The sequence below is a fragment of the Mycolicibacterium vulneris genome, from assembly GCF_002104765.1.
In the GTDB taxonomy this organism is placed as follows: Bacteria; Actinomycetota; Actinomycetes; order Mycobacteriales; family Mycobacteriaceae; genus Mycobacterium; species Mycobacterium vulneris.
Genome location: NZ_NCXM01000033.1, coordinates 1 through 22,971, shown reverse-complemented (window position 1 = coordinate 22,971; position 22,971 = coordinate 1). Strand labels below are relative to the sequence as shown.

Below are 22,971 nucleotides of genomic sequence, written 5' to 3'. Positions count from 1 at the left end.
GCTTGCGATCGCCACTACCCTGAGACCGTGCTGGACTTACGCGGAGATCCCATCGCGCTGACCGCCGCGCTGGTCGACATCCCCAGCGAATCGAGGGGCGAAGCGCGGCTGGCCGACGAGGTCGAGGCCGCGCTGCGCGCCCAGACCGCAGGGTTCGAGATCGTTCGCAACGGCAACGCCGTGCTGGCACGCACCAACCACGGGAGGCCGTCGCGCGTGCTGCTGGCCGGGCACCTGGACACCGTGCCGGTGGCCGGAAACCTGCCCAGCCGCCGCGAGGGCGACGACCTGTACGGCTGCGGCACGGCCGACATGAAATCCGGTGACGCGGTCTTCCTGCACCTCGCCGCCACCGTCGCCGACCCAGTGCACGATCTTACATTGGTGATGTACGACTGCGAGGAAATCGACGCCGCGGCAAACGGATTGGGCCGCATCGAACGCGAGCTGCCGGACTGGCTGGCCGCCGACGTGGCCATTCTGGGCGAGCCCACCGGCGGCTACATCGAGGCCGGCTGCCAGGGCACCCTGCGCGTGGTGGTCAGCGCCACCGGTACCCGTGCGCATTCGGCGCGATCCTGGTTGGGCGACAACGCGATTCACAAGCTCGGCGCCGTACTGGAGCGGCTGGCCGCGTACCAGGCGCGCAGCGTCGACATCGACGGCTGCGTCTACCGTGAGGGCCTGTCGGCCGTGCGCATCGACGGCGGCGTGGCGGGCAACGTCATTCCAGACGCGGCCGCGGTGACGGTCAACTTCCGTTTCGCCCCCGACCGGTCGCTGCCCGAGGCGCTGCAACACGTGCACGACGTGCTCGCCGGGCTCGACGTGCACATCGAACAGAGCGACGCGGCGGCCGGCGCTCTGCCCGGGCTGTCCCAACCCGCCGCCAAGGCCCTGGTCGAGGCGGCCGGCGGCAACGTGCGGGCCAAGTACGGCTGGACCGACGTGGCACGGTTCGCCGCGCTGGGCATACCGGCGGTCAACTTCGGGCCGGGTGATCCCAATCTGGCGCACAAGCGCGACGAGCGGGTCGCGGTCGCCAAGATCACCGCCGCGGTGGATGTGCTGCGCGGCTACCTGAGCGGCTAAGCCGTCCCGGCCCCGCGCCGCTGCGCCTGCGCGGCGGCATCGGCGGCGGCTGCGTGCATGCCGATCGAGGTCAGCTCGTCCGACACCGCCCGCAGGCCCGCGTCATCGCCGGCAGCCAGCGCGCGAGCATGGGTCAGCGCGATTCTGCCTGCGACGCAGTCGATCTCGGCGCAGAGCCGGGCTAAAGGGTCGGCGGCCCGGGTGTCGCCGAGCCGCACGGCCTCGTGCCAGACCCGCACCGCCACGCCCCGCTGGCCGCCGCGTTCGGCCATCCGGGCGGCGTCGCGCGCGGCGGCCACCGCGCCGTGCATGTCGCGCACCAAGGCCAGCCGCCACGCCCGCGCCACCCCGAGCTCGGGCGCGAACAGCGCCGACTTGGTGCCGTGCCGGGATTCGGCCCTGCTCAACGCCTTTGCCGCGGCGGCGGTGTCGCCCTGCTGGGCCAGCGCGGTGGCCAGCAGCGTCAGCGACAGCGGCCCCCACGAGTATCCGGTGCGCTCCAGGGTGGCGGCCGCCGGAGCCAATAATGCTGCCGCAGAGGCGAATTCGCCGCCGGCGATCAGCACGTGGGCCAGCAGCACCTCGCCGATGGCGCGGCCCGGCTGTTGCAGTTCGGCGAAGTCGGTGAACTGCTGGGCGAGCCGGCGGGCTTGGTCGGGGTGGCCGGCCATCAACAGCGCTGTGGTCTGACCCAGCCCGATGGTGAAGCGCAGCAGCCCGGGGTGTTCGGCGGCCAGGGCGCGCTGCGCCAGCTGCTCGACGGCATCGAAGCGGCCTTCGCGCGCCGCGCACAAGGCGCCGGCACTGGCCGCCCAGGCCACCGCCTGGTCGTCGGCCGCCGGGGATGCGAGAACGTCGCCGGCGACCTTCACGGCGTGCCCTACGTTGCCCGCGTTCATCGCGAAGGTCGCGCTGAGCGCGTCCAGGGTGATCCGCGGGCCGGTATCGGCGACCCGATTGCGCACGGTCCGCAGGAACGCGGTGGCGCGCTCGGGTTCGCTGAGCATCCAGAACTGGTTCGCCGCCCGCAGCAGTGCCCAGTCCATCAGCGCCGCCTCGGTCAACGCGGCGGAGTCGACGTCGGCCAGCACCGAATCGGCCTCCCGGCCGCGGCCCTGCCAGGCCAGGGCGTGCGCCAGCGCGAGCCGCGCCGCCAACCCGCCGGAGCGCTGCAGCGCCGACCGGGCCAGCCGTTCGCCCAGCGCCAGGTCGCCCAGCCGCAGCGCCTGCTGGGCGGCGGCGACGACGTCGGCGACCCGCGGGGGAGTGTCGCTGTCCAGGGCCAGTGACACCAGCCGCAACCGGTCACTGAGGTGCTCGGACGGCCGCTGCGACAGCAGCGTGACCAGGTCGGTGCGCCGTTGCCGGGCGTCCTCGGGTTCGAGCGCGGCCCGCGTCCGCTCGGCGAACAGCGGGTGGGCCGTATAGACGACCGGGTCGTCCGACGACCCGCCGCGCGCCCGGGTCTCCGCGGCGCCCCACGTCACGGCCTCGGCCACCGCGCCGTCGCCGGCGAGCGCGGTCAGGTCGGCGACCGAGAGTGGCTCCGCGACGGCGAGATACTCCAACACCGACCGCGCCGCCACGGGGAGCTCGGCGAGGAACGTGTTGATCTCCGCCGGCGCGCTCGCCCCGCCGGGCGGCTCGATGTCGATCCGGGTGAGCAGGCCGTCGGTCCACAGCGCCGCGATCGCCTCGGGGGCGGAGTCGGCTTTTGCGGTGACGATGAGCCGCCCCGCGCCGTCGCGCGCCAGCTGGTAGACCAGCGTGGCCGACAGCACGTCCAGGTGTTGGGCATCGTCGACGACGAGCAACAGGTCGTCGCCGCCCAGCGACGCCCGGGCGGCCCGCAGCAGCGCGGCCGGCTTGCCGAGGTCGGCGATCTCCACCAGATGGCTGAACGCCCCGAACGGGACGGTACGTTCGGTCGGGGTTCCGGTGACCCAGCGGACGAGCGTGTTCGGGTGCCGGCCGGCGAACCGCTCGGCCGCCACCCGGGCCAGTGTGGATTTGCCGACGCCGTCGGGTCCCAGCACTACCGCCCCGCGCGCCCCTTCGGCCAACGCCGCATCCAGCCGCTCTGAGGCCGTCGCGTGTTGGGGGACGTTCCATCGAATCGGCACTGCCGAATTTTATGGTGCGAGAGCGGGGCGGCAGGGCGAAAGCCCCAGATATGACGGGCCGTATGCGGTTGGTCTACCTTTGGCGGATATGCCCGGCCAACGCGCTTCGTCCAGCGAGTGGTCGGTGTGTGTGTACTGCGCATCCGGCCCGGAACATCCCGAATTGCTCGGAGTCGCTGGGGAACTCGGCGAGGCGATCGCCGAGCGCGGCTGGACGCTGGTGTGGGGTGGGGGCCGGGTGTCGGCGATGGGTGCCGTGGCGAGCGCGGCGCGCACCCGCGGCGGCCGGACAATCGGCGTCATCCCCAAGGTTCTGATGCGCCGCGAGATCGCCGACGCGGACGCCGACGAGCTGATCGTCAGCGACACCATGCACGCGCGCAAGCAACTCATGGAAGACCGCGCCGACGCGTTCGTCGTGCTGCCCGGTGGCCTCGGCACCCTCGACGAGTTGCTTGACGCATGGACGACGGCGTTCCTCGGTCTGCACGACAAACCCATCGTTTTGCTGGATCCCTTCGGTCACTACGAAGGGCTCTGGACGTGGTTGTGCGGATTGTTGGACAGCGGTTACATCACCCAGGTGGCGATGGACCGGTTGGTGCTGGTCGACAAGGTGAGCGCGGCGCTGGAAGCGTGCGCACCCGGCTGAGGCCGCCGACGGGTTTGCCACCCCTACTAGGCTGTCCGCCGAGCTTGACTTTGGAAACGAATCGAGGGGATCACGTGTCCGATCGTGACGGGGCAGCGCGCACGGCGGTCAAACTGACCGATATCGCATTTCGGGCGCCGGCCGTGCTGGCCGACCTGCCGGTGATCGTGCGGGGCGCGATGACCGGGCTGCTGGCCCAGCCGGGCTCCAAGAAATCGATCGGCACGGTGTTTCAGGAGCGGGCCGCCCGCTACGGCGACCGGATCTTCCTGCGCATGGGCGATCAGCAACTGACCTACCGCGACGCCAACGCGGCCGCCAACCGGTACGCCGCCGTGCTGGCCGCGCGCGGGGTCGGCCAGGGCGACGTCGTCGCCATCATGCTGCGCAACTCGCCCAACACCGTGCTGGCCATGCTGGCCGCGGTCAAGTGCGGCGCCGTCGCCGGCATGCTCAACTACCATCAGCGCGGCGAGGTGCTCGCGCACAGCCTCGGCCTGCTGGACGCCAAGGTGCTCATCGCCGAGACCGATCTGGTCAGCGCCGTGGCCGAGTGCGGCGGCTCGGGCAGCACCGAGACGCTGACGGTCGAGGACCTGGAGCGGTTCGCGGTGAGCGCGCCGGCCACCAACCCCGCCTCGGCGTCGGCCGTGCACGCCAGGGACACCGCGTTCTACATCTTCACCTCGGGCACAACGGGATTCCCGAAGGCCAGCGTCATGACGCATCTGCGGTGGCTCAAGGCGCTCGCGGCGTTCGGCGGGATCGGGTTGCGGCTCAAGAGCTCCGACACGCTGTATTGCTGCCTGCCGCTCTACCACAACAACGCGCTGACGGTAGCGCTGTCGTCGGTGATCAACTCGGGGGCGACGCTGGCGCTGGGCAAGTCGTTCTCGGCGTCGAAGTTCTGGGACGAGGTGATCGCCAACGAGGCCACCGCGTTCATCTACATCGGCGAGGTGTGCCGGTACCTGCTCAACCAGCCGGCCAAGCCGACCGACCGTGCGCACAAGGTGCGGGTGATCGCTGGAAACGGGCTGCGCCCGGAGATCTGGGACGAGTTCACCAAGCGATTCGGCATCGCCCGAGTCTGCGAGTTCTACGCCTCCAGCGAAGGCAACGCGGCATTCATCAACGTCTTCAACGTGCCCCGCTCCACCGGCGTCTTCCCGATGCCGCTGGCCTACGTCGAGTACGACCCCGACACCGGCGCCCCGCTGCGTGACGACAACGGGCGGGTCCGCCGGGTGCCGGCCGGCGAGCCCGGTTTGTTGCTCAGCCCGGTCAACCGGCTGCAGCCGTTCGACGGCTACACCGACAAGGAGTCGAGCGAAAAGAAGTTGGTGCGCAACGCCTTTCGTGAGGGCGACTGCTGGTTCAACACCGGTGACGTGATGAGTCCACAAGGCATGGGGCACGCCGCGTTCGTCGACCGGCTCGGCGACACCTTCCGGTGGAAGGGCGAGAACGTGGCCACCACGCAGGTCGAGGCGGCGCTGGCGGCCGACGACTCCGTCGAGGACTGCACGGTCTTCGGGGTCGAGGTGCCGCGCACCGGCGGCCGCGCCGGGATGGCTGCGGTCAAACTGCGCGGCGGCGCCGAGTTCGACGGGAAGTCGCTGGCCCGCGCCGTCTACGACCAGCTGCCCGTCTACGCGCTGCCGCTGTTCGTGCGGGTGGTGGAGTCCATCGAGCAGACCACGACCTTCAAGAGCCGCAAGGTGGAGCTGCGCGATCAGGGCTACGGCTCGGACGTGAAGGACCCGTTGTACGTGCTGGCCGGGCGCGATGAGGGCTACGTGCCCTACTACGACGAGTACCCCGGCGAAGTGGCCGAGGGCAAACGCCCTTAAGGCGCGCAACCCCGGGCTGACGCTCCGCTTTCCCCTTACGCCGACTGTGCGCGGGGCCGCCGACGGTCCCCGGGCCGCGCGCGCGGCGGCGACCGGGCACCATATACGTGTGCAGTCAACTCTGTGCGGCCGACCGGTCGCGGGCGATCGCGCGCTGATCATGGCGATCATCAACCGCACCCCGGACTCGTTCTATGACAGGGGCGCGACCTTCAGCGACGAGGCCGCCAGGGCGGCCGTGCACCAGGCCGTCGCCGACGGCGCCGATGTCATCGACGTCGGCGGCGTCAAGGCCGGGCCCGGCCAAGAGGTCGATGCCGACACCGAGATCGCCCGGCTGGTGCCCTTCATCGAATGGCTGCGCGACGCCTACCCCGACCAGCTGATCAGCGCCGATACCTGGCGTTCCGAGGTTGCCAAGGTGGCCTGCGCGGCCGGCGCGGACCTGATCAACGACACCTGGGGCGGCATCGACCCGGCGCTACCGGAGGTGGCCGCCGAGTTCGGGGCGGGCCTGGTGTGTTCGCACACCGGCAACGCGCTGCCGCGCACGCGCCCGTTCCGGGTGAACTACGGCACCACCACCCGCGGTGTGGTCGACGACGTCATCGCCCAGGTCACCGCGGCCGCCGAGCGGGCGGTGGCCTGCGGGGTGGCCCGCGACCGCGTGCTGATCGACCCCACCCATGACTTCGGCAAGAACACCTACCACGGGCTGCTGCTGTTACGCCACGTGGGCGATCTTGTAAATACCGGGTGGCCCGTGCTCATGGCTTTGAGCAACAAGGACTTCGTCGGGGAGACTCTGGGTGTGGAACTGAACGAGCGGCTCGAGGGAACGCTGGCCGCCACCGCGCTGGCGGCCGCCGCGGGTGCGCGCATGTTCCGCGTGCACCAGGTCGCGGCCACCCGCCGGGTGCTGGAAATGGTGGCCTCGATCCAGGGAACCCGCCCGCCGGCGCGCACGGTGAGGGGGCTGGCATGACCGCATCGGATCTGTTCGCCGGTGACCTCGCCAAGGACAGGGCGCTCGCCGCCCGGCCCGGAGACGTGTGGCTGGCCAACGACAGGCGGAACCGGCCCAGCTGGACCATGGCCGAACTCGAAGCCGCCAAGGCCGGGCGGACCATCTCCGTGGTTCTGCCGGCCCTCAACGAGGAAGAAACCATCGAGTCGGTGATCGAAAGCATCTCACCGCTGGTCGATGGGCTGGTCGACGAGCTGATCGTCCTCGATTCGGGCTCCACCGACGACACCGAGATCCGTGCCGTCGCCGCGGGCGCCCGCGTCGTCAGCCGCGAGCAAGCCCTGCCCGAGGTGCCGACACGTCCCGGAAAGGGCGAGGCGTTGTGGCGCTCGCTGGCGGCCACCAGCGGCGACATCGTGGTGTTCGTGGACTCCGACCTGATCGACCCGCACCCCATGTTCGTGCCGTGGCTGGTCGGCCCGATGCTCACCGGCGACGGCATTCACCTGGTCAAAAGCTTCTACCGACGGCCCCTGCGGGGCAGCGAGCTCAGCGACGTCGGCGATGTCGGCGGCGACGTCAGCGCCACCGGCGGCGGGCGCGTCACCGAGCTGGTGGCCCGGCCCTTGCTTGCGGCGCTGCGTCCGGAGCTGGGCTGCGTGGTGCAGCCGCTGGGTGGCGAGTACGCGGCCAGCCGTGAGCTGCTGACCTCGCTGCCGTTCGCGCCGGGCTACGGCGTCGAGATCGGCCTGCTGGTGGACACCTTCGACCGGCTGGGCCTGGACGCGATCGCCCAGGTAAACCTGGGCGTGCGCGCGCACCGCAACCGGCCGCTGGCCGAGCTGGGCGTGATGAGCCGCCAGATCATCGCGACCCTGCTGTCGCGCTGCGGCGTCCCGGACTCCGGCATCGGGCTGACCCAGTTCGTCGCCGACGGCTCCGACGGCTCCGACGGCTCCGACTTTCAGGGCTACACCCAGCGCACCTCGCCGGTGTCGCTGGCGGACCGGCCGCCGATGCAGGTGCTCAGGCCGCGGTAGGTCCCGACGCGGTCACGCTGAACGTCGCGGTGTCGGTGGCATAGGGCAGTATCGAGCACGTGGCGTTGGTGTTGCTGTACCTGGTGGTCCTGGTGCTGGTGGCGATCGTCCTGTTCGGCGCGGCCAGCCTGTTGTTCGGTCGCGGCGAGCAGCTGCCGCCCCTGCCCCGGGGGACGACGGCCACGGTGCTGCCCGCGTTCGGGGTGACCGGCTCCGACGTCGACGCCGTCAAGTTCACCCAGGTCCTGCGCGGTTACAAGACCAGTGAGGTGGACTGGGTGCTGGATCGGCTGGCGCGCGAGCTCGAGGCGCTGCGCGGCCAGCTGGCCGCGGTGCACGCCGGGCCGGAGGTTGAGGGCGGAGCCGGGGAACCAGACGACGGTGAGGATCGTCAGGACTCAGTGTGAGTGAAGACGACGGGCTGGTTCGCTGCAGCTGGGCGACCGTGCGACCAGGACCCGATTTCGAGCTCTATCGCGACTACCACGACCGTGAATGGGGCCAGCCGGTGCGCGACGGGGTCGCGTTGTTCGAGCGGATGAGCCTGGAGGCCTTTCAAAGTGGCCTGTCCTGGCTCATTATCCTGCGTAAACGGGAGAATTTCCGGCGTGCGTTCGCCCGGTTCGACATCGCCGAGGTCGCCGATTACACCGACGCAGACGTGCAGCGGCTGATGGCGGATCAGGGAATCGTGCGCAACCGCGCCAAGATCGAGTCGACGATCGCCAATGCCCGGGCCGCGGCTGAACTGGGAACTCCGGCGGACCTGGCGGACCTGCTGTGGTCGTTTGCGCCGTCGCCGCGGTCCCGGCCGGCTGACCCCTCCCAAATCCCCTCGGCCACTGACGAATCGAAGGCCATGGCCCGTGAACTCAAGCGGCGCGGCTTCCGCTTCGTCGGCCCGACCACCGCTTATGCGCTGATGCAGGCGACCGGCATGGTCGACGACCATATTCGCGGTTGCTGGGTGCCCGCCACCGCGCGCTGAGCACACAGTTGTGGGTCTTTGTACAAGTGGTGACCTGGATAGGGAACAATGGAGGGGTGATAAGGCAGTTCGATGCCGGGCATGGCTTGAAGTTCGCTGGCAGGGCATGCTCGGCGCCGACCAGGTCCGCACGGGCGGGCCAGCTACCTGGAGGGAGCACTCGATGGCGGCGATGAAGCCCCGGACCGGAGACGGTCCTCTGGAAGCAACAAAGGAGGGGCGCGGCATCGTGATGCGGGTACCACTTGAGGGAGGCGGTCGACTTGTCGTCGAGCTGACGCCCGACGAAGCGGCTGCCCTCGGTGACGAACTCAAGGGCGTCACGAGCTCCAGCTAGGGCTTGCCGCCGAACGGATGTCGGCGGCGCTACGCACACACCTTCCGATAGATCTCCAGGGTCTGCTCGGCGACGTGGGCCCAGGAGAACTCTTCGACGCAGCGCTGGCGTCCCGCCTTACCGTAGCGCTGCGCTTTGTCGCGGTCGGCGATCAGCTCGTTGACCGCTTTGGCCAACCCGGTCTGATAGCCCTGCGCGTCGTCCGGGTCGTAATGCACCAGCGTCCCGGTGATCCCGTCGGCGACCACCTCCGGGATGCCGCCGACATTGGACGCCACCACCGCCGTCGAGCAGGCCATCGCCTCCAAATTCACGATACCCAACGGCTCGTACACCGACGGACATACGAAAACGGATGCCGCCGAAAGGATTTCGCGCAACTCCCCGATGGGTAGCATCTCCCGGATCCAGAACACCCCGGTGCGGCTGCGGGACAGCGCGGCCACGGCGTCGCGGATCTCCTCGGCGATCTCCGGGGTGTCGGGGGCGCCGGCGCATAACACCACCTGCGTCTCCGGGCTGAACCGGTGGGCGGCGGCCACCAGGTGCGCCAGCCCCTTCTGCCGCGTGATCCGGCCCACGAACACCACGATGGGCCGGGATGGATCGACGCCGAGTTCGGTCAGCATCGATCCGCTTCGCACCGGCCCCGCCGGGTACCAGACGTCGGTGTCGACGCCGTTGCGGATGACGTGCACCGCGCTGGGATCCAGTGTGGGATAGACACGCAGGACGTCCTCGCGCATCGCGGAGCTGACCGCGATGACGGCGTCCGCGGCCAGCACAGCGGTCTGTTCGACCCAGCTCGAGATCCGGTAGCCCCCACCGAGTTGTTCGGCCTTCCACGGGCGCAGCGGCTCGAGCGAATGCGCGGTCAAGACGTGCGGGACGCCGTAGAGCAGCGCGGCCAGATGCCCGGCCATGCCGGTGTACCAGGTGTGCGAATGCACCACGTCGGCCTCCGACGCCGCGTTGGCCATCATCAGGTCGGCCGACAGGGTCGACATCGCCGCGTTGGCGCCCTGCAGCCGCGGGTCGGGCTCGTGCACGTGGGCGCCCGGGCGCGGTGCGCCCATGCAATGCACGTCGACCGCGCACAGCCGGCGCAGCTGGGCGACGAGCTCGGTGACGTGTACGCCCGCTCCGCCGTAGACCTCTGGTGGGTACTCCCGCGTCATCATCGCCACCCGCATACCCGAACGGTAGTTCGGCGAGGGGGCCCGCCGCGAGTCGGGTTCACCACACCGCCGGCGCGATCTTCGCGGCGTGCGCGGCCAAATACCTTGACAGACAGCCCCACAGAACTCCGCCAATCACCCCTTCCCCCTGGCAGCCCTTCGCAACGGCCGATAGGTTTGACAACATGAGGGAAGCGCCACACGTGCTGGGCATCGTCCTGGCCGGCGGTGAGGGCAAGCGGCTGTATCCGCTGACCGCGGACCGCGCCAAGCCCGCGGTTCCCTTCGGGGGCGCCTACCGTCTGATCGACTTCGTCCTGTCCAACCTCGTCAATGCCCGGTATCTGCGCGTCTGCGTTCTCACCCAGTACAAGTCGCATTCACTGGACCGTCACATTTCGCAGAACTGGCGGCTGTCCGGCCTGGCCGGCGAGTACATCACCCCGGTGCCCGCCCAGCAGCGACTCGGCCCGAGATGGTACACCGGCTCGGCCGACGCGATCTATCAGTCGCTCAACCTGATCTATGACGAAGACCCCGACTACATCGTGGTTTTCGGTGCTGACCACGTGTACCGGATGGACCCCGAGCAGATGGTCCGGTTCCACATCGACAGCGGCGCGGGCGCGACGGTGGCCGGCATCCGGGTGCCCCGCAGCGAAGCCACCGCGTTCGGCTGCATCGACTCCGACGAGTCGAGCCGCATCCGCGAGTTCGTGGAGAAGCCACTGGATCCGCCGGGCACCCCGGACGACCCCGAGCAGACGTTCGTGTCGATGGGCAACTACATCTTCACCACCAAGGTGCTCATCGACGCGATCCGCGCGGACGCCGACGACGACCATTCCGATCACGACATGGGCGGCGACATCATCCCGCGACTGGTCGACGACGGGATGGCCGCCGTGTACGACTTCAGCGACAACGAGGTGCCCGGCGCCACCGATCGTGACCGCGCCTACTGGCGGGACGTGGGAACGCTGGACGCGTTCTACGACGCGCACATGGATCTGGTGTCGGTGCATCCGGTCTTCAACCTGTACAACAAGCGCTGGCCGATCCGCGGCGAGTCGGAGAACCTGGCGCCGGCCAAGTTCGTCAACGGCGGTTCCGCGCAGGAGTCGGTGGTGGGCGCGGGCAGCATCATCTCGGCGGCCTCGGTGCGCAACTCGGTGCTGTCGTCCAACGTGGTGGTTGACGACGGCGCGATCGTGGAGGGCAGCGTGATCATGCCCGGCGCCCGCGTCGGCCGCGGCGCGGTGGTGCGCCACGCAATCCTGGACAAGAACGTCGTCGTCGGGCCGGGCGAGATGGTGGGCGTGGATCTGGAAAAGGACCGCGAGCGCTTCGCGATCAGCGCCGGCGGTGTCGTCGCCGTGGGCAAGGGCGTCTGGATCTAGCCCGGGATCTCCGGAACCAGCACGTGGGCCTCGTGTTGCGGACCCCAGTGCAACGTGACGCGGCCGCGCGGCGAGCCCTGGTACCACGCCGGAAACTGGCCGGTGAGTGGGTTTCTCGGGGACAGCCAGCGCGCGGCGACCACCAGCCGCAGCTGCTCGCCGGCGCGGAACAGCGTCGCCGACGGGCCCAGCTCCACCTCGACCGCGGCCAACTCGCCGGCCGCCAGCGGCCGTGGATCGACGCCCGCGATGACGGGTTCGGCCGGCCGGGACAGCTCGGGGTCCAGGGCGCGCAGCGCAACTCGCTGCCACCCGCTGGTCACCCGATCGCGGCCGTAGCCATAGGACCCCTCGAAACCGACGAACCGCCCACCGCGCCACTTCTCCACACCGACGAACAGGTTCGCGTCGTCGCAGCCGCTCAGCTCGACCCACAGCCGGGCCACCATCGGACCGGTCAGCTCGACGTCCTCGGCTACGATCCAGGCGAAAGATGCTGCACCGGAACGTGTTCCGAACTCGATGCAGCCGGGCGTCGCGGGCTGTTCGGCCGTCAGCGCGCCGGCATCGCCCAGATACAGTGGGCGCCAACGCGTGCGGGCCAGCGGCCATTCGGCCTCTTCGCGCACCGCGGTGATGGTGTCGCGGTCCTCGCGCACTTCCAGGCGCACACTGCGCGCGGCGGGGGCGCCGTCCAGCACATCGCGAAAGAACTTCAGCTGCTCGGCGCGCGCCGCGTCGGAGTAGAAGGTGGTCCACTTGCCCCCGCGGTGCGTGTAGAGCCGGGCGTGGTCGGAGCCGCCGTGCACAAATGCCCGCATCGAGCCGCGGCTGTGCAGGTTGTTGTCCGAGAAGCTGCCGCAGACCAGCATGGGGACCTTGATCGCCGACAGGTCAGGTGTCAGCGAGCGCCAGAACTCGTCGCACTGCGGGTGGTTCTCCTGCATCCGCGCGAGGTCGTAGTCCTGCCGGGTGTCGCGACTGAGGTTGCGCGACCACAGCCGGCTGAAGCCGATCTCGTGGACGCCGCCGGGAAACATCAGGTCGCGGTAGGCGTCGGTGAAGCCTTCCCACGGGCAGATCGCCCGCAACGCCGGCGGCGCAAGGGCGGCCACGGCGTACTGGCTGATCGCCAGGTAGGACACCCCGAGCATGACCACGTTCCCGTCGCTCCACGGTTGTCCGGCGATCCACTGCACCAGGTCGTAGGTGTCCTCGGCTTCCCGGCGGGACAACAGGTTCCCGGTGCCGTCCGAATGGCCGCAGCCGCGCGAGTCGGCGTTCACCACAACGAAGCCGTGGGCGGTCCACCATGCCGGATCCGGTGCCTCCCAGCCGGTGAGGGTGGAAAACGCCACCGGTTGCGGCTGGCGTATCACGCGGTACTGCACCGAGAACGTCGTGTTGTCGCCGCGCCGGGTCGGCAGGTTGTCTTTGCCGTACGGGTGAATGCTCAGGATGACCGGCCGGGGCGCTTCGGGCCCGCCCCCTTCGCGAAAGACGTTGATCCGCAGGACCGTTCCGTCCCGCATGGTGACGGCCACGTCACGCGCGACCTGCAAATCCGGGGGTGGGTCGGTGACCGTGACGGGGGGCTTGGCGACGCCGCGAATTCTGGTCAACGCATACCGCAGTGCGCCGGGGCGCCGCCACGGGCGGTCCGGGGCCGGTCGCCGATGGTGCAGCACCTCCATAACCTAAGCAGCGGGTCCGGTGGCTACCAGACGAAAGGCACCAGCCGGTAGCGCACGCGGTCGGCGTATTCGCGGTATCCGGGCAATTCCCGGAGAAGCAGCTTTTCCTCATCGAGGATGCGCAGCGTCAGTCCGACGGTGCCCGGGATGATGAAGAGCAATCCCCAGTACGAGCCGAGAGCCAGGGGGATACCGATCATCATGATCACGTTGCCGACGTACATCGGATGGCGCACAAATTTGTAGAGGCCGTCGGACACGACCGTTTGGCCGCGTTCCACCGTGACTGTGGCGCCGGCATAGCTGTTCTGGACGATCACCAGCATGGCGAGGCCGAGGCCCGTCGCCACCAGCACGTCGCCGAGCACCGACAGCCACGGCGGCACCGATGACCAGCCGAACCGATGATCGAGCGCGCTGAACACCATCGTCGCGAACAGGGCGAAAAACGACCCGGCGATGATGAACTTCTGAGCCGTCCGGGGTTCCGCCCGCGGGCCGGCGCGCATGCGGCGCTGCAGGGCCGCGGGATCGGCGCGGGCCAGGTATACGGCGGGGACGAGGGTCGCCACCGTGAACACGGCGATGAAGACCCACGCCTGCCAGTAGTGCAGGGTGCCGGCCGGCAGGAGGAGGATCAAAATCCAGGAGAGAATGCCCCACAGGGATGTCGCCGTGATCCTGATCCCGATTTTCATCCCAGTCCTACCAGCGGAGGTCGCGGCGCCGAAAAGCTATGGCACCCAGAACCACCAACCCTACGTCGATGGCCAGTAGCCATAACAGCGGTACGACGGTGAATTCTGTGCCGATCCGCGGAATGTGTGCGAAGGGTTCCAGGTCGAGCAACCACTGCGAGAAACCGGCCAACGACCCGATCAGATACAGGGCGACGAAGCCGACCAGCACACCCCAGGCCACGGGCGTCAGGCGCGGCGCAAAGCCGAACACGCAGACCGTCACGGCCGACAGCAGCCACACGGCGGGCAGTTGGACGGCAGCGCTGGCAACGACCATCGGCAGCTTGGCGCCGACATCGCCGGCCGCGACGCCGTAGACGACACCGGCGGTCACGCCGCTGGCCAGCATCGCCGCCGCGGATCCGGCGAGCGCGGTGACCAAATGACTTGTCAGCCAGCGGGTTCGCGATACCGCGCCGGCCAGCACCGTTTCGGCTCGTTGGGTCGATTCCTCCTGGTGCAGCCGCAAGGTGAGCGAGGTGGCGAATGCGGCGGCCACCATGGCCATCATGGTGAACGCCACGGCGATGAAGGCTTCCTCCAAGGCGGTGGTGCCGCCCATCCGCGCGACGATGTCGCGTGCTACGCCGCTATCGCCCAACTCGTCGCCGATGCCGTGCACCAGGCTGCCGATCAGTAGGCCGTACAGGCACAGCCCGACGGTCCACAGCAGCAGCGCGGCGCGGTTGAGCCGCCAGCTCAAGCCGAAGGCGTTGCCCAGCGTGGGCGCCGCGGTAGCTGGGCCGGGGCGTTCCGCGACGAGCCCGGCGCCGACATCACGCCCGGCGAGCAGCCGATACGCCAGGACGGTGAGCACCAGCGTCGTCACCAGATGCAGCAGCAGCACCCACCACCGATCGCCGGCATAAGGCTTGACCTGCAGCGACCATCCCAGTGGGGAGAGCCACGACAGTGTGCCCTCACCCGCATCGCCGATGGCGCGCAGCGTGAACGCGGCTCCCAGTACGGCGAACGCGGAACCGCGGGCGAACCGGGCGCTCGGCGACAACTGCGCGGTCACCGCGGCGACGGCGGTGAAGACCAGGCCAGAGCAGGCCAGCGCCGCCCCGAAGGCCAGCGACCCGGCGGCCGGGACGTTGGTAGCCAGCAACCCCGCCGCCCCGATCGCGCCGGTAGCAATCGAGGCGCCGAACGACAGCATCAGCGCCGCGCTCAGGCTGGCATAGCGGCCGACCGCGGTCGAGTCCACTAATTCCGTCCGGCCGGTCTCCTCGTCAGCCCGGGTGTGCCGGATCACCGTCAGGATGACGGCCACCGCGATCAGCACGTGGAACATCCCGGCTTTCCAAATCCCCACGGCGCCAAGGCTGTCGTTGTAAACCGGGCCGTAGAGGGCGCGCTGGGCCGGACTGGCCATGATGGAGGCCGCGAATGCGGCGCGGGCGGGCGCGGTGGGGTAGACCTTTTCGATGCTGCCGACGTACACCGTGGCCAACGGCACCGACAGGAGCAACACCCACAGCGGCAACGAGATCCGGTCGCGGCGCAGATTGAGCCGCAGCATCCCAAGCGTTCCGGTGAAGTTTGAACCCCGCTGCGGCGCAGGCGATGCCGGAGGGCGCGACCGCTCCTGTGTTGTCGTGCTCATGACGACGCCTTCGCTGCACTACGGCCGTGCTGACCGTCGGCTCCGGACGTGTGGTAGTAGCGCAAGAAGAGCTCTTCGAGAGTCGGCGGCTGGCTGACCAGGCTGCGCACTCCGGCGTCGCCAAGCACTCGGATGAGTTCTCCCAGGCTTTCGCTGTCGACGTGGGCGCGCAGCGTGTTGCCCTCCACGCTGACATCCTCGACACCTTTGATTCGAGTGAGATCGCCCGGGTCGCCGGTCAGTTCCGCCTTGATGAAGGTGCCGCTCAGATGCCGCATCTCGTTCAGCGAACCACTTTCGATGGTCTTGCCGGCCCGGATGATCGTCACTCTTTCACACAAAGCTTCCGTCTCGGCCAGGATGTGGCTGGACAACAGCACCGTCGTACCTCGGTCGCGGGCCTGTGCCACACACTGTTGAAACACATTCTCCATCAACGGGTCCAGGCCGCTGCTCGGCTCATCCAAGAGCAGCAGCCTGGCGTGCGACGAGAAAGCCGAAATCAGGGAAACCTTTTGGCGGTTGCCCTTCGAATAGGTGCGCGCTTTCTTGTGCGGGTCAAGGTCGAAGCGCTCGATCAGTTCGGCGCGGCGCTGTTTGTCGATACCACCGCGCATGCGGGCCAGCAGGTCGATGATCTCACCGCCGGTCAGCGACGGCCACAGCGTCACGTCGCCTGGAACGTAGGCGATTTGGCGATGCAGGTCGACAGCGTCGGTCCAGGGATCGCCGCCCAGCAACCGCACGCTGCCGCTGTCGGCTTTGGCCAGGCCCAACAGGATGCGGATGGTCGTCGACTTTCCGGCGCCGTTGGGCCCGAGGAACCCGTGGACTTCGCCTTCCCGCACCGTGAGGTCCAGGCCGTCCAGCGCCCGCACCGCACCGAAGTTTTTGGTGAGCCCGCAGATCTCGATAGGTGCGACACCGGAGGCGTTTTCAGTGGGCATCAGATTCTCCTTGATCTTCAGCGGCCAGAAATGCGTCGTACATGGTCCGGTCGGTCAGCAGTCCCTCGCTGTAGACCTCGAGCGCGGGCAACACCATGTCACGCGAGTAGTCGCGCAGCACCGCCCGCAGATCCGTTGGCGTTTCGTGCATTTGGATGTAGAGCAGGAAGCCGCCGCCACCGGTGATGGCCAGATACCTGGCCCTGGCCTTGGGGTCGCGGCTGGGCTTGATCGTCCCGGCGCGCACGCCCTCTTCCATGTATTCCTCGGCGTTGTCGATCATCCTGCGCCACAGCATGTTTGCCAGGTCACCGCCGGCCTGCATGCTGCGCACCAGATACGCCATCAGCGGCGCGTACTCCTCGATCTCTGCCATCTGGGCAAACCACGTGGCCGGGTCATTGGATTGCAAGGCCGCCGACTTGTTGCCGCGGATCGTCTCGGCGATGTACTCGTCGCACGCCTTGCGCAGGCCGTCCTTGGAGCCGAAGTGGTGGATGACCAGTGCAGCGCTGACGCCGGCCGCTTCGGCGATGGCGCGCAGCCCGACGCCGAATCCGTGCTCGCCGAATTGTTCGATCGCCGCGTCTCGGATCCGGGCGGCTGCGGTCAAGTCGACTGAACGCATGTTCAGTACGTTAAACGCACGTTCAGACTGCGGTCAAGGACGGCGCGCGTCAAGAATCCATAAAGATGCGACCGACCCCGAAAACGGCGTGCTCAACGCCGAAGCGGCGGGATGGGAGAAAGCCAGGCGAATCAGTCGCGCACGGCGGCCAGGATGCCGTCGCCGAGCGGCACCAGCGCCGGGGTGAGGTGCTCGTCCTCGGCGATCAGGCGCGCCGCCTCCCGGACCGCGACCACCTCGGCGTCGCGGGCAGCCGGGTCACCGGCCCGTCCGCCCAGCGCGGCGCGATGCACCACGATTACGCCACCGGGGCGCAGCAGCCGCACGCCCTCGACGACGTAGTCCGGCTGATCGACCGGGTCGGCATCGATGAACACCAGGTCGTAGGACTCGTCCGCGAGCCGGGTAAGCACCTCCTGGGCGCGGCCACCGATCAGCCGGGTCCGTGACGGGCCGATGCCTGCCTCGGTGAACGCCTGCTTGGCCAGCCGCAGATATTCGGGCTCGATGTCGATCGTCGTCAAGACGCCGTCGTCGCTCATGCCGGACAACAGCCACAGCCCGCTGACGCCTGCGCCGGTGCCCACTTCGGCGATGGCCTTGCCGCCACTCAGCTTGGTCAGCAGGCTCAGCAGCGCGCCGACCGCCGGTGTCACCGCGCCGGCGCCGATGTCCACGGCCCGCTCGCGCGCGGCCACCAACAGCGCGTCTTCCGATATCGAGCTTTCGGCGTGCGCGAAGAGCGATTCGGCCCGGCTGGGCGCTGCCTGACCGGGGGCTTCTGCGTCGGTGCCGTCCATGCCCGCAGCGTATTCCACTTCGGCGCGCAGTCCGACAGGCGCGCCTGAATCAGATCGGGGTGACACGCCCAACGGTCCTACTGCGTTTAAGGTCACTGCGCGCTGGATATCTCCTGCACAGCGCAGGTAACGATACGGTTTCTCAGGGTCAGCTCAGATTGTTCATATACCGCACATACTCCGGTACGCGACGGTAGCCCTATGGATCGCGGAGGGCGTTGGACCGGGAATACCGAGTGGGAACTACCTGTTGCCGCCAGTGACGAAGTGCCGTTGTTGGGCACGCCGGATTCGGAGGATTTGATCATCACCACGCTTCTCAGCCCTTCCAGCATGTCTCATGCGCAGGAGCTCCCCACCGACGAGTGGGTGGAGCGGTCCGAGGCGCTGCAAGGGACCGCGGTGTTCGACGCGACTGGCGACAAGGCGGCCATGCCGTCCTGGGACGAGTTGGTGCGCCAGCACGCCGACCGCGTGTACCGGCTGGCCTACCGGCTTTCCGGCAATCAGCACGACGCCGAGGACCTCACCCAGGAGACGTTCATCCGGGTCTTCCGGTCGGTGCAGAACTACCAGCCGGGAACGTTCGAAGGGTGGTTGCACCGCATCACTACGAACCTGTTCCTGGACATGGTGCGCCGGCGCTCGCGCATCCGGATGGAGGCGCTGCCCGAGGATTACGAGCGGGTGCCCGCCGACGAGCCCAACCCCGAGCAGATCTACCACGATTCGCGGCTGGGGCCCGACCTGCAGGCCGCGCTCGATTCGCTGCCGCCGGAATTTCGTGCGGCCGTTGTGCTGTGTGACATCGAGGGCCTGTCCTACGAGGAGATCGGTGCCACGCTGGGCGTCAAACTGGGCACCGTGCGCAGCCGCATTCACCGCGGCCGCCAGGCGCTGCGGGACTACCTGGCCGCACACCCTGATCGCGACGCCGTGCGCGCCAAGTCGGCGTAATCACCGACCGCCCGCCTAACGTTCGGGCAGCTATTCAGCGGCTTTGCGGCCTTAGTCTCGGTATCGCGCGCTCTCTCGCGCTACATTCGAATAAGGCGGCGTTAAGAATTGAATGGCGAGGAGTTGGTGATGCCCGATCGTGGACATGTGTTCCGCCGCGCGTTCTCCTGGCTCCCCGCTCAGTTCGCCTTCCAGAGCGACGCGCCCATCGGCGCACCGCGCCAGTTCGGGTCCACCGAGCACCTGTCCGCCGAAGCGATCGCCGCGTTCGTCGACGGCGAGCTCCGGATGAACGCGCACCTGCGGGCCGCGCATCATCTGTCGTTGTGCGCCCAGTGTGCGGGCGAGGTCGAGGACCAGAGCGGGGCGCGCGCTGCGCTGCGCGATTCGCGCCCCATCCGCATCCCCAGCACGCTGCTCGGCATGCTCGCCGACATTCCCTACGAGTCGCCGGACGACTCCTCCGCGCAGGCATCCGACCGCTTCGCCGACCGTGACGGACGCGGGCGGCGCAAGCGCCGGTAGCCTTCAGTCCACCCCGTACGCGCGTTCATGCCGACCGACGGTGCGCCGTGGATACTAGGGTGGACACGGACAACGCCGGTGCCGCGTATTTCGCCCGGTAAAGGCCTGTCTCGAGCGCTCAAGTAGAGGATCCAAAAGGGATAACGTGACCTCCGACCAAGGCTACGACCAAGCAAAAGACAGCGGCAACCGCCTGGCGCCGCGCCCCGTCTCGCGGCCGCCGGTCGACCCCGCATCGACTCGGGAGTTCGGCCGTCCCGACGGGCTGCGCGGGTCGTTCGTGGCCGAACGGGTCCGTCCGCAGAAGTACCGGGACCAAACCGAGTTCCGGCCGAGCAACCGGCCGGCCGACCCCGTGCTGCAGGAGGCCTTCCACCGGCCCGACGGCAGTCCCGACTCGCTGCAGCGCCACCCGGTGGACGCCAACGCGCTGGCCGGCGAGAAAAACGGTGTGGAGCGCGACGGGCAAGACGATCCTTGGCGAGACCCGGGTGCCGCGGCGGCGTTGGGCACGCCGGCGGTGGCGCCGTCGCGATCCGGGACTGCGCTCGGGTACGGCGGCAAACTCGGCGTGCGCGACGTGTTGTTCGGCGGCAAGGTGTCCTACCTCGCGTTGCTGATCCTCCTGCTGATCGCCTTGGTCATCGGCGTGCTCGGCGGGGTGATCGGTCGCAAGACGGCCGAGGTCGCCGAGGCGTTCACCACCTCGAAGGTGACGCTGTCGACCAACGGCAACGGCGAAGGCCCGGCCGGGCGCTTCGCCAAGGTGGCGGCGGCGACGGCGGGTGCGGTGGTGACCATCGAGTCGAAGAGCGACCAGGAAGGCATGCAGGGCTCCGGCGTCGTCATCGACGGCCGCGGCTACATCGTCACCAACAACCACGTCATCTCCGAGGCCGCGAACAACCCCAGCCAGTTCAAGACGACGGTGGTGTTCAACGACGGCAAAGAGGTGCCGGCGAACCTGGTGGGCCGCGACCCCAAGACCGACCTGGCCGTGCTGAAGGTCGACAACGTCGACAACCTGTCGGTGGCGCGCCTCGGCGACTCCGACAAGGTGCGGGTCGGCGACGAGGTCCTGGCCGCGGGTGCGCCGCTGGGCCTGCGCAGCACCGTGACGCACGGCATCATCAGCGCGCTGCACCGGCCGGTGCCGCTGTCGGGGGAGGGCTCGGACACCGACACGGTGATCGACGCGCTGCAGACCGACGCCTCGATCAACCACGGAAACTCCGGCGGTCCGCTGATCGACATGGATTCCCAAGTGATCGGCATCGACACGGCCGGTAAGTCGTTGTCCGACAGCGCAAGCGGGCTGGGCTTCGCGATCCCGATCAACGAGGCCAAGCAGGTCGCCCAGACGCTGATCAAGGACGGCAAGATCGTGCACCCGACTTTGGGTGTCAGCACCCGGTCGGTGAGCAACGCGATCGCGTCCGGCGCCCAGGTGGCCAACGTGAAGGCGGGCAGCCCCGCGCAGAAGGGCGGAGTCCTGGAGAACGACGTCGTCGTCAAGGTCGGTAACCGCAAGGTGGCCGACGCCGACGAGTTCGTCGTCGCCGTGCGGCAGTTGACCATCGGCCAGGATTCCCCGATCGAGGTCGTCCGCGACGGTCGCCACGTCACGCTGACCGTCAAACCGGACCCTGACGGCAGCTGATGTTCGGCAGCCTGAGCTGGGAGCACATGCTCGTCCTCGTCGTGGTCGGGCTGGTGGTCCTTGGGCCGGAGCGGCTACCGGGTGCCATCCGGTGGACGTCGAACGCCTTGCGTCAGGCGCGTGACTACCTCAGCGGTGTGACCAGTCAGCTGCGCGAGGACCTCGGACCGGAGTTTGACGATCTGCGCGTTCCGCTCAGCGAATTGCAGAAGCTGCGGGGCATGACACCGCGGGCGGCGCTGACCAAGCATCTGCTGGACGGCGACGACTCCTTCCTGACCGGAGCCTTCGACAAGCCGGCGAATGGCGCCCCGCCGCAGACCCCGCCCGCCGCGAGCGGCCAGGCGCTGGCGAGCGAGCAGCCGGCCGGCGGTCACACGCCGTTCGACACCGACGCGACCTGAGCGCCGTCAGCGGCCGCGGGTGCGTTAGCGCCGGGTCGGATCGAGCCCCAGCGATACGCCGGCGAGCCCGCGCTTGCGCGCCGACAAGCTGTCGGCCACCCCGCGCAGTGCCTTGCCCACCGGCGAATCGGGTGCGCTGAGCACCAGCGGCGTGCCGGAATCGCCCGCGGCCACCAGCTCGGGATCCAGCGGGATCTGACCCAGCAGTGGCACGTCGGCGCCGACCGCCCGGGAGAGCCGCTCGGCCACCTGCTGGCCACCACCCTCGCCGAATACCTGCAGCGTGGAGCCGTCGGGCAGCGTGAGTCCGGACATGTTCTCCACGACGCCGACGACGCGCTGGCGGGTCTGCAGCGCGATGCTGCCCGCCCGCTCGGCGACCTCGGCCGCGGCTAGCTGTGGCGTCGTCACCACCAGAATTTCCGCGTTCGGAATCAGCTGCGCCACCGAGATGGCGATGTCGCCGGTCCCCGGGGGCAGGTCGAGTAGCAGCACGTCCAGATCGCCCCAGTAGACGTCAGCCAGGAACTGCTGCAGCGCGCGGTGCAGCATCGGCCCGCGCCACACCACCGGGGCGTTGCCCTCGGTGAACTGGGCGATGGAGATGACCCGGACATCGTGCGCGATGGGCGGCAGGATCATCGACTCGACCTGGGTGGGCCGGTCGGTGGTGCCCATCATCCGGGGAATGGAGTGGCCGTGGATATCGGCGTCCAGCACACCGACCGACAGGCCGCGAGCCGCCATCGCCGCCGCCAGGTTGACCGTGACGGTGGACTTGCCGACACCGCCCTTGCCGGACGCGACGGCGTAGACCCGGGTCAGCGAACTCGGTTGTGCGAACGGGATAACGGGCTCGCGGGCGTCGCCGCGCAACTGCTTGCGCAGCTCGGTGCGCTGCTCGTCGTTCATCACGTCCAGGGTGACCTTGACCGCGCCGGTGCCCGGGACGTCGGCGACCGCCTGGCTGACGCGGTCGCTGATCTCGGTTTTCTTCGGGCAGCTGGCGGTGGTCAGGTAGATCGCGACATGCACCGCGCCGTCGGGTTCGGTGTCGATGCTCTTGACCATCCCGAGTTCGGTGATCGGACGCCGCAGTTCGGGGTCGATCACCTTGCCCAGGGCGGTGCGGATAGCCGCGCTCAGGTCGGCTGCTGAGTCAGAAGAGTCATGGCGGGACATCACCGCCGAGTGTAGGCGTGCGCGACGATGCCGTTTCGCGGCGACCCGCTGGGCCGGTCAGGCCGGACCGGGTCCCGCCGGCTTCGGCTTGGGCGCGCCGGGCGCCGTGCCCGACGGTCCGGCGGACTTAGGCGCCGGTGCGGCCTGCGAGGGTCCGGCGGCCGGGGGCGCCGGCGGGGGTCCGGCGTCCGGGGG

Annotated in this window: 22 protein-coding genes; 13 read left to right on the top strand and 9 right to left on the bottom strand. The window is 69.1% G+C overall.

Features of this window, described 5'->3' with window-relative positions; genetic code table 11:
* Positions 1–27: 27 nt before the first annotated feature.
* Positions 28–1,092, top strand: coding sequence for a succinyl-diaminopimelate desuccinylase (gene dapE / locus B8W69_RS24830; RefSeq protein ID WP_085292372.1), 1,065 nt, complete (start codon positions 28–30; stop codon positions 1,090–1,092).
* Here the strand turns inward: dapE and B8W69_RS24825 are convergent.
* Positions 1,089–3,215 (bottom strand): AAA family ATPase, encoded by a 2,127-nt coding sequence (locus B8W69_RS24825; RefSeq protein ID WP_165762685.1) that lies wholly within the window; start codon positions 3,213–3,215, stop codon positions 1,089–1,091. The genes dapE and B8W69_RS24825 overlap by 4 nt on opposite strands.
* An 88-nt stretch (positions 3,216–3,303) precedes the next feature.
* On the opposite strand from B8W69_RS24825, the gene log reads away from it, so the two are divergent.
* The 7 genes from log (at position 3,304) to B8W69_RS24790 (ending at position 9,052) form a co-directional block, all read left to right on the top strand.
* Entirely contained in the window at positions 3,304–3,867 is a 564-nt protein-coding gene (gene log / locus B8W69_RS24820) for a cytokinin riboside 5'-monophosphate phosphoribohydrolase (RefSeq protein WP_085292370.1), read from the top strand.
* A 74-nt stretch (positions 3,868–3,941) separates the two neighbouring features.
* Positions 3,942–5,720, top strand: coding sequence for a long-chain-acyl-CoA synthetase FadD6 (gene fadD6 / locus B8W69_RS24815; RefSeq protein WP_085292369.1), 1,779 nt, complete (start codon positions 3,942–3,944; stop codon positions 5,718–5,720).
* Between the two features lie 160 nt (positions 5,721–5,880).
* Positions 5,881–6,705 carry a dihydropteroate synthase gene (folP, locus tag B8W69_RS24810; RefSeq protein WP_245843362.1) on the top strand — a complete coding sequence of 275 codons (825 nt, stop codon included), beginning with the start codon at positions 5,881–5,883 and terminating at the stop codon, positions 6,703–6,705.
* Positions 6,702–7,727: a glucosyl-3-phosphoglycerate synthase gene (locus B8W69_RS24805; protein ID WP_085292368.1), complete on the top strand. Its 1,026-nt coding sequence runs from the start codon at positions 6,702–6,704 to the stop codon at positions 7,725–7,727. The genes folP and B8W69_RS24805 overlap by 4 nt, the downstream gene beginning before the upstream one ends.
* Before the next feature lie 59 nt (positions 7,728–7,786).
* Entirely contained in the window at positions 7,787–8,134 is a 348-nt protein-coding gene (locus B8W69_RS24800; protein WP_085292367.1) for a DivIVA domain-containing protein, read from the top strand.
* Complete coding sequence (locus B8W69_RS24795; RefSeq protein WP_085292366.1) at positions 8,131–8,715, top strand: DNA-3-methyladenine glycosylase I; 585 nt, start codon at positions 8,131–8,133, stop codon at positions 8,713–8,715. Before B8W69_RS24800 ends, B8W69_RS24795 begins: the two co-directional genes overlap by 4 nt.
* 163 nt (positions 8,716–8,878) lie before the next feature.
* A complete protein-coding gene (locus tag B8W69_RS24790) occupies positions 8,879–9,052 on the top strand; it encodes a DUF3117 domain-containing protein (protein WP_003878471.1) in 174 nt (57 codons plus the stop codon).
* 29 nt (positions 9,053–9,081) lie between these two features.
* Here the strand turns inward: B8W69_RS24790 and glgA are convergent, their stop codons facing one another.
* Positions 9,082–10,245, bottom strand: coding sequence for a glycogen synthase (glgA, locus tag B8W69_RS24785; protein ID WP_085292364.1), 1,164 nt, complete (start codon positions 10,243–10,245; stop codon positions 9,082–9,084).
* Positions 10,246–10,415: 170 nt separating this feature from the next.
* On the opposite strand from glgA, the gene glgC reads away from it, so the two are divergent.
* Positions 10,416–11,630 carry a glucose-1-phosphate adenylyltransferase gene (glgC, locus tag B8W69_RS24780; RefSeq protein ID WP_085292363.1) on the top strand — a complete coding sequence of 405 codons (1,215 nt, stop codon included), beginning with the start codon at positions 10,416–10,418 and terminating at the stop codon, positions 11,628–11,630.
* On the opposite strand, the gene B8W69_RS24775 is transcribed toward glgC, so the two are convergent.
* The 6 genes from B8W69_RS24775 to B8W69_RS24750 all read right to left on the bottom strand — a co-directional run bounded on the left by B8W69_RS24775 (position 11,627) and on the right by B8W69_RS24750 (position 18,048).
* The gene (locus tag B8W69_RS24775; protein WP_245843358.1) at positions 11,627–13,318 is read right to left on the bottom strand and encodes a CocE/NonD family hydrolase; all 1,692 of its coding nucleotides are present in this window, start codon (positions 13,316–13,318) and stop codon (positions 11,627–11,629) included. The two genes, glgC and B8W69_RS24775, sit on opposite strands and share 4 nt — an antisense overlap.
* 29 nt (positions 13,319–13,347) lie before the next feature.
* On the bottom strand, positions 13,348–14,022 hold the full coding sequence (locus B8W69_RS24770; RefSeq protein ID WP_085292361.1) for a methyltransferase family protein: 675 nt from the start codon (positions 14,020–14,022) through the stop codon (positions 13,348–13,350).
* A gap of 7 nt (positions 14,023–14,029) precedes the next feature.
* Positions 14,030–15,673, bottom strand: a complete 1,644-nt coding sequence (locus tag B8W69_RS24765) for an ABC transporter permease (RefSeq protein WP_110882050.1) — start codon at positions 15,671–15,673, stop codon at positions 14,030–14,032.
* Complete coding sequence (locus B8W69_RS24760) at positions 15,670–16,620, bottom strand: ABC transporter ATP-binding protein (RefSeq protein WP_085292359.1); 951 nt, start codon at positions 16,618–16,620, stop codon at positions 15,670–15,672. Before B8W69_RS24760 ends, B8W69_RS24765 begins: the two co-directional genes overlap by 4 nt.
* On the bottom strand, positions 16,610–17,248 hold the full coding sequence (locus tag B8W69_RS24755; RefSeq protein WP_085292358.1) for a TetR/AcrR family transcriptional regulator: 639 nt from the start codon (positions 17,246–17,248) through the stop codon (positions 16,610–16,612). Before B8W69_RS24755 ends, B8W69_RS24760 begins: the two co-directional genes overlap by 11 nt.
* A 131-nt stretch (positions 17,249–17,379) precedes the next feature.
* Positions 17,380–18,048, bottom strand: coding sequence for an O-methyltransferase (locus tag B8W69_RS24750; protein WP_085292403.1), 669 nt, complete (start codon positions 18,046–18,048; stop codon positions 17,380–17,382).
* A 201-nt stretch (positions 18,049–18,249) separates the two neighbouring features.
* On the opposite strand from B8W69_RS24750, the gene sigE reads away from it, so the two are divergent.
* The 4 genes from sigE (at position 18,250) to tatB (ending at position 21,594) form a co-directional block, all read left to right on the top strand.
* Entirely contained in the window at positions 18,250–19,005 is a 756-nt protein-coding gene (sigE, locus tag B8W69_RS24745) for an RNA polymerase sigma factor SigE (protein ID WP_085292357.1), read from the top strand.
* A 129-nt stretch (positions 19,006–19,134) separates the two neighbouring features.
* Positions 19,135–19,530: an anti-sigma E factor RseA gene (gene rseA / locus B8W69_RS24740; RefSeq protein WP_085292402.1), complete on the top strand. Its 396-nt coding sequence runs from the start codon at positions 19,135–19,137 to the stop codon at positions 19,528–19,530.
* Positions 19,531–19,675: 145 nt separating this feature from the next.
* Positions 19,676–21,190, top strand: a complete 1,515-nt coding sequence (gene htrA / locus B8W69_RS24735; RefSeq protein WP_085292356.1) for a serine protease HtrA — start codon at positions 19,676–19,678, stop codon at positions 21,188–21,190.
* Complete coding sequence (tatB, locus tag B8W69_RS24730; protein ID WP_085292355.1) at positions 21,190–21,594, top strand: Sec-independent protein translocase protein TatB; 405 nt, start codon at positions 21,190–21,192, stop codon at positions 21,592–21,594. Before htrA ends, tatB begins: the two co-directional genes overlap by 1 nt.
* Positions 21,595–21,618: 24 nt before the next feature.
* Here the strand turns inward: tatB and B8W69_RS24725 are convergent, their stop codons facing one another.
* Positions 21,619–22,776, bottom strand: a complete 1,158-nt coding sequence (locus tag B8W69_RS24725; protein WP_110882049.1) for an Mrp/NBP35 family ATP-binding protein — start codon at positions 22,774–22,776, stop codon at positions 21,619–21,621.
* Positions 22,777–22,971 lie beyond the last annotated feature (195 nt).

What these genes read in the sequence shown, in the direction of transcription:
- tatB (WP_085292355.1), top strand. Translation starts at nt 21,190, where the DNA reads ATGTTCGGCAGCCTGAGCTGGGAGCACATGCTCGTCCTCGTCGTGGTC.
- rseA (WP_085292402.1), top strand. Translation starts at nt 19,135, where the DNA reads ATGCCCGATCGTGGACATGTGTTCCGCCGCGCGTTCTCCTGGCTCCCC.
- sigE (WP_085292357.1), top strand. Translation starts at nt 18,250, where the DNA reads ATGGATCGCGGAGGGCGTTGGACCGGGAATACCGAGTGGGAACTACCT.
- B8W69_RS24750 (WP_085292403.1), bottom strand. Translation starts at nt 18,048, where the DNA reads ATGGACGGCACCGACGCAGAAGCCCCCGGTCAGGCAGCGCCCAGCCGG.
- log (WP_085292370.1), top strand. Translation starts at nt 3,304, where the DNA reads ATGCCCGGCCAACGCGCTTCGTCCAGCGAGTGGTCGGTGTGTGTGTAC.
- folP (WP_245843362.1), top strand. Translation starts at nt 5,881, where the DNA reads ATGGCGATCATCAACCGCACCCCGGACTCGTTCTATGACAGGGGCGCG.
- B8W69_RS24765 (WP_110882050.1), bottom strand. Translation starts at nt 15,673, where the DNA reads ATGAGCACGACAACACAGGAGCGGTCGCGCCCTCCGGCATCGCCTGCG.
- B8W69_RS24725 (WP_110882049.1), bottom strand. Translation starts at nt 22,776, where the DNA reads ATGTCCCGCCATGACTCTTCTGACTCAGCAGCCGACCTGAGCGCGGCT.
- glgC (WP_085292363.1), top strand. Translation starts at nt 10,416, where the DNA reads ATGAGGGAAGCGCCACACGTGCTGGGCATCGTCCTGGCCGGCGGTGAG.
- B8W69_RS24755 (WP_085292358.1), bottom strand. Translation starts at nt 17,248, where the DNA reads ATGCGTTCAGTCGACTTGACCGCAGCCGCCCGGATCCGAGACGCGGCG.
- B8W69_RS24770 (WP_085292361.1), bottom strand. Translation starts at nt 14,022, where the DNA reads ATGAAAATCGGGATCAGGATCACGGCGACATCCCTGTGGGGCATTCTC.
- B8W69_RS24760 (WP_085292359.1), bottom strand. Translation starts at nt 16,620, where the DNA reads ATGCCCACTGAAAACGCCTCCGGTGTCGCACCTATCGAGATCTGCGGG.
- B8W69_RS24805 (WP_085292368.1), top strand. Translation starts at nt 6,702, where the DNA reads ATGACCGCATCGGATCTGTTCGCCGGTGACCTCGCCAAGGACAGGGCG.
- B8W69_RS24790 (WP_003878471.1), top strand. Translation starts at nt 8,879, where the DNA reads ATGGCGGCGATGAAGCCCCGGACCGGAGACGGTCCTCTGGAAGCAACA.
- glgA (WP_085292364.1), bottom strand. Translation starts at nt 10,245, where the DNA reads ATGCGGGTGGCGATGATGACGCGGGAGTACCCACCAGAGGTCTACGGC.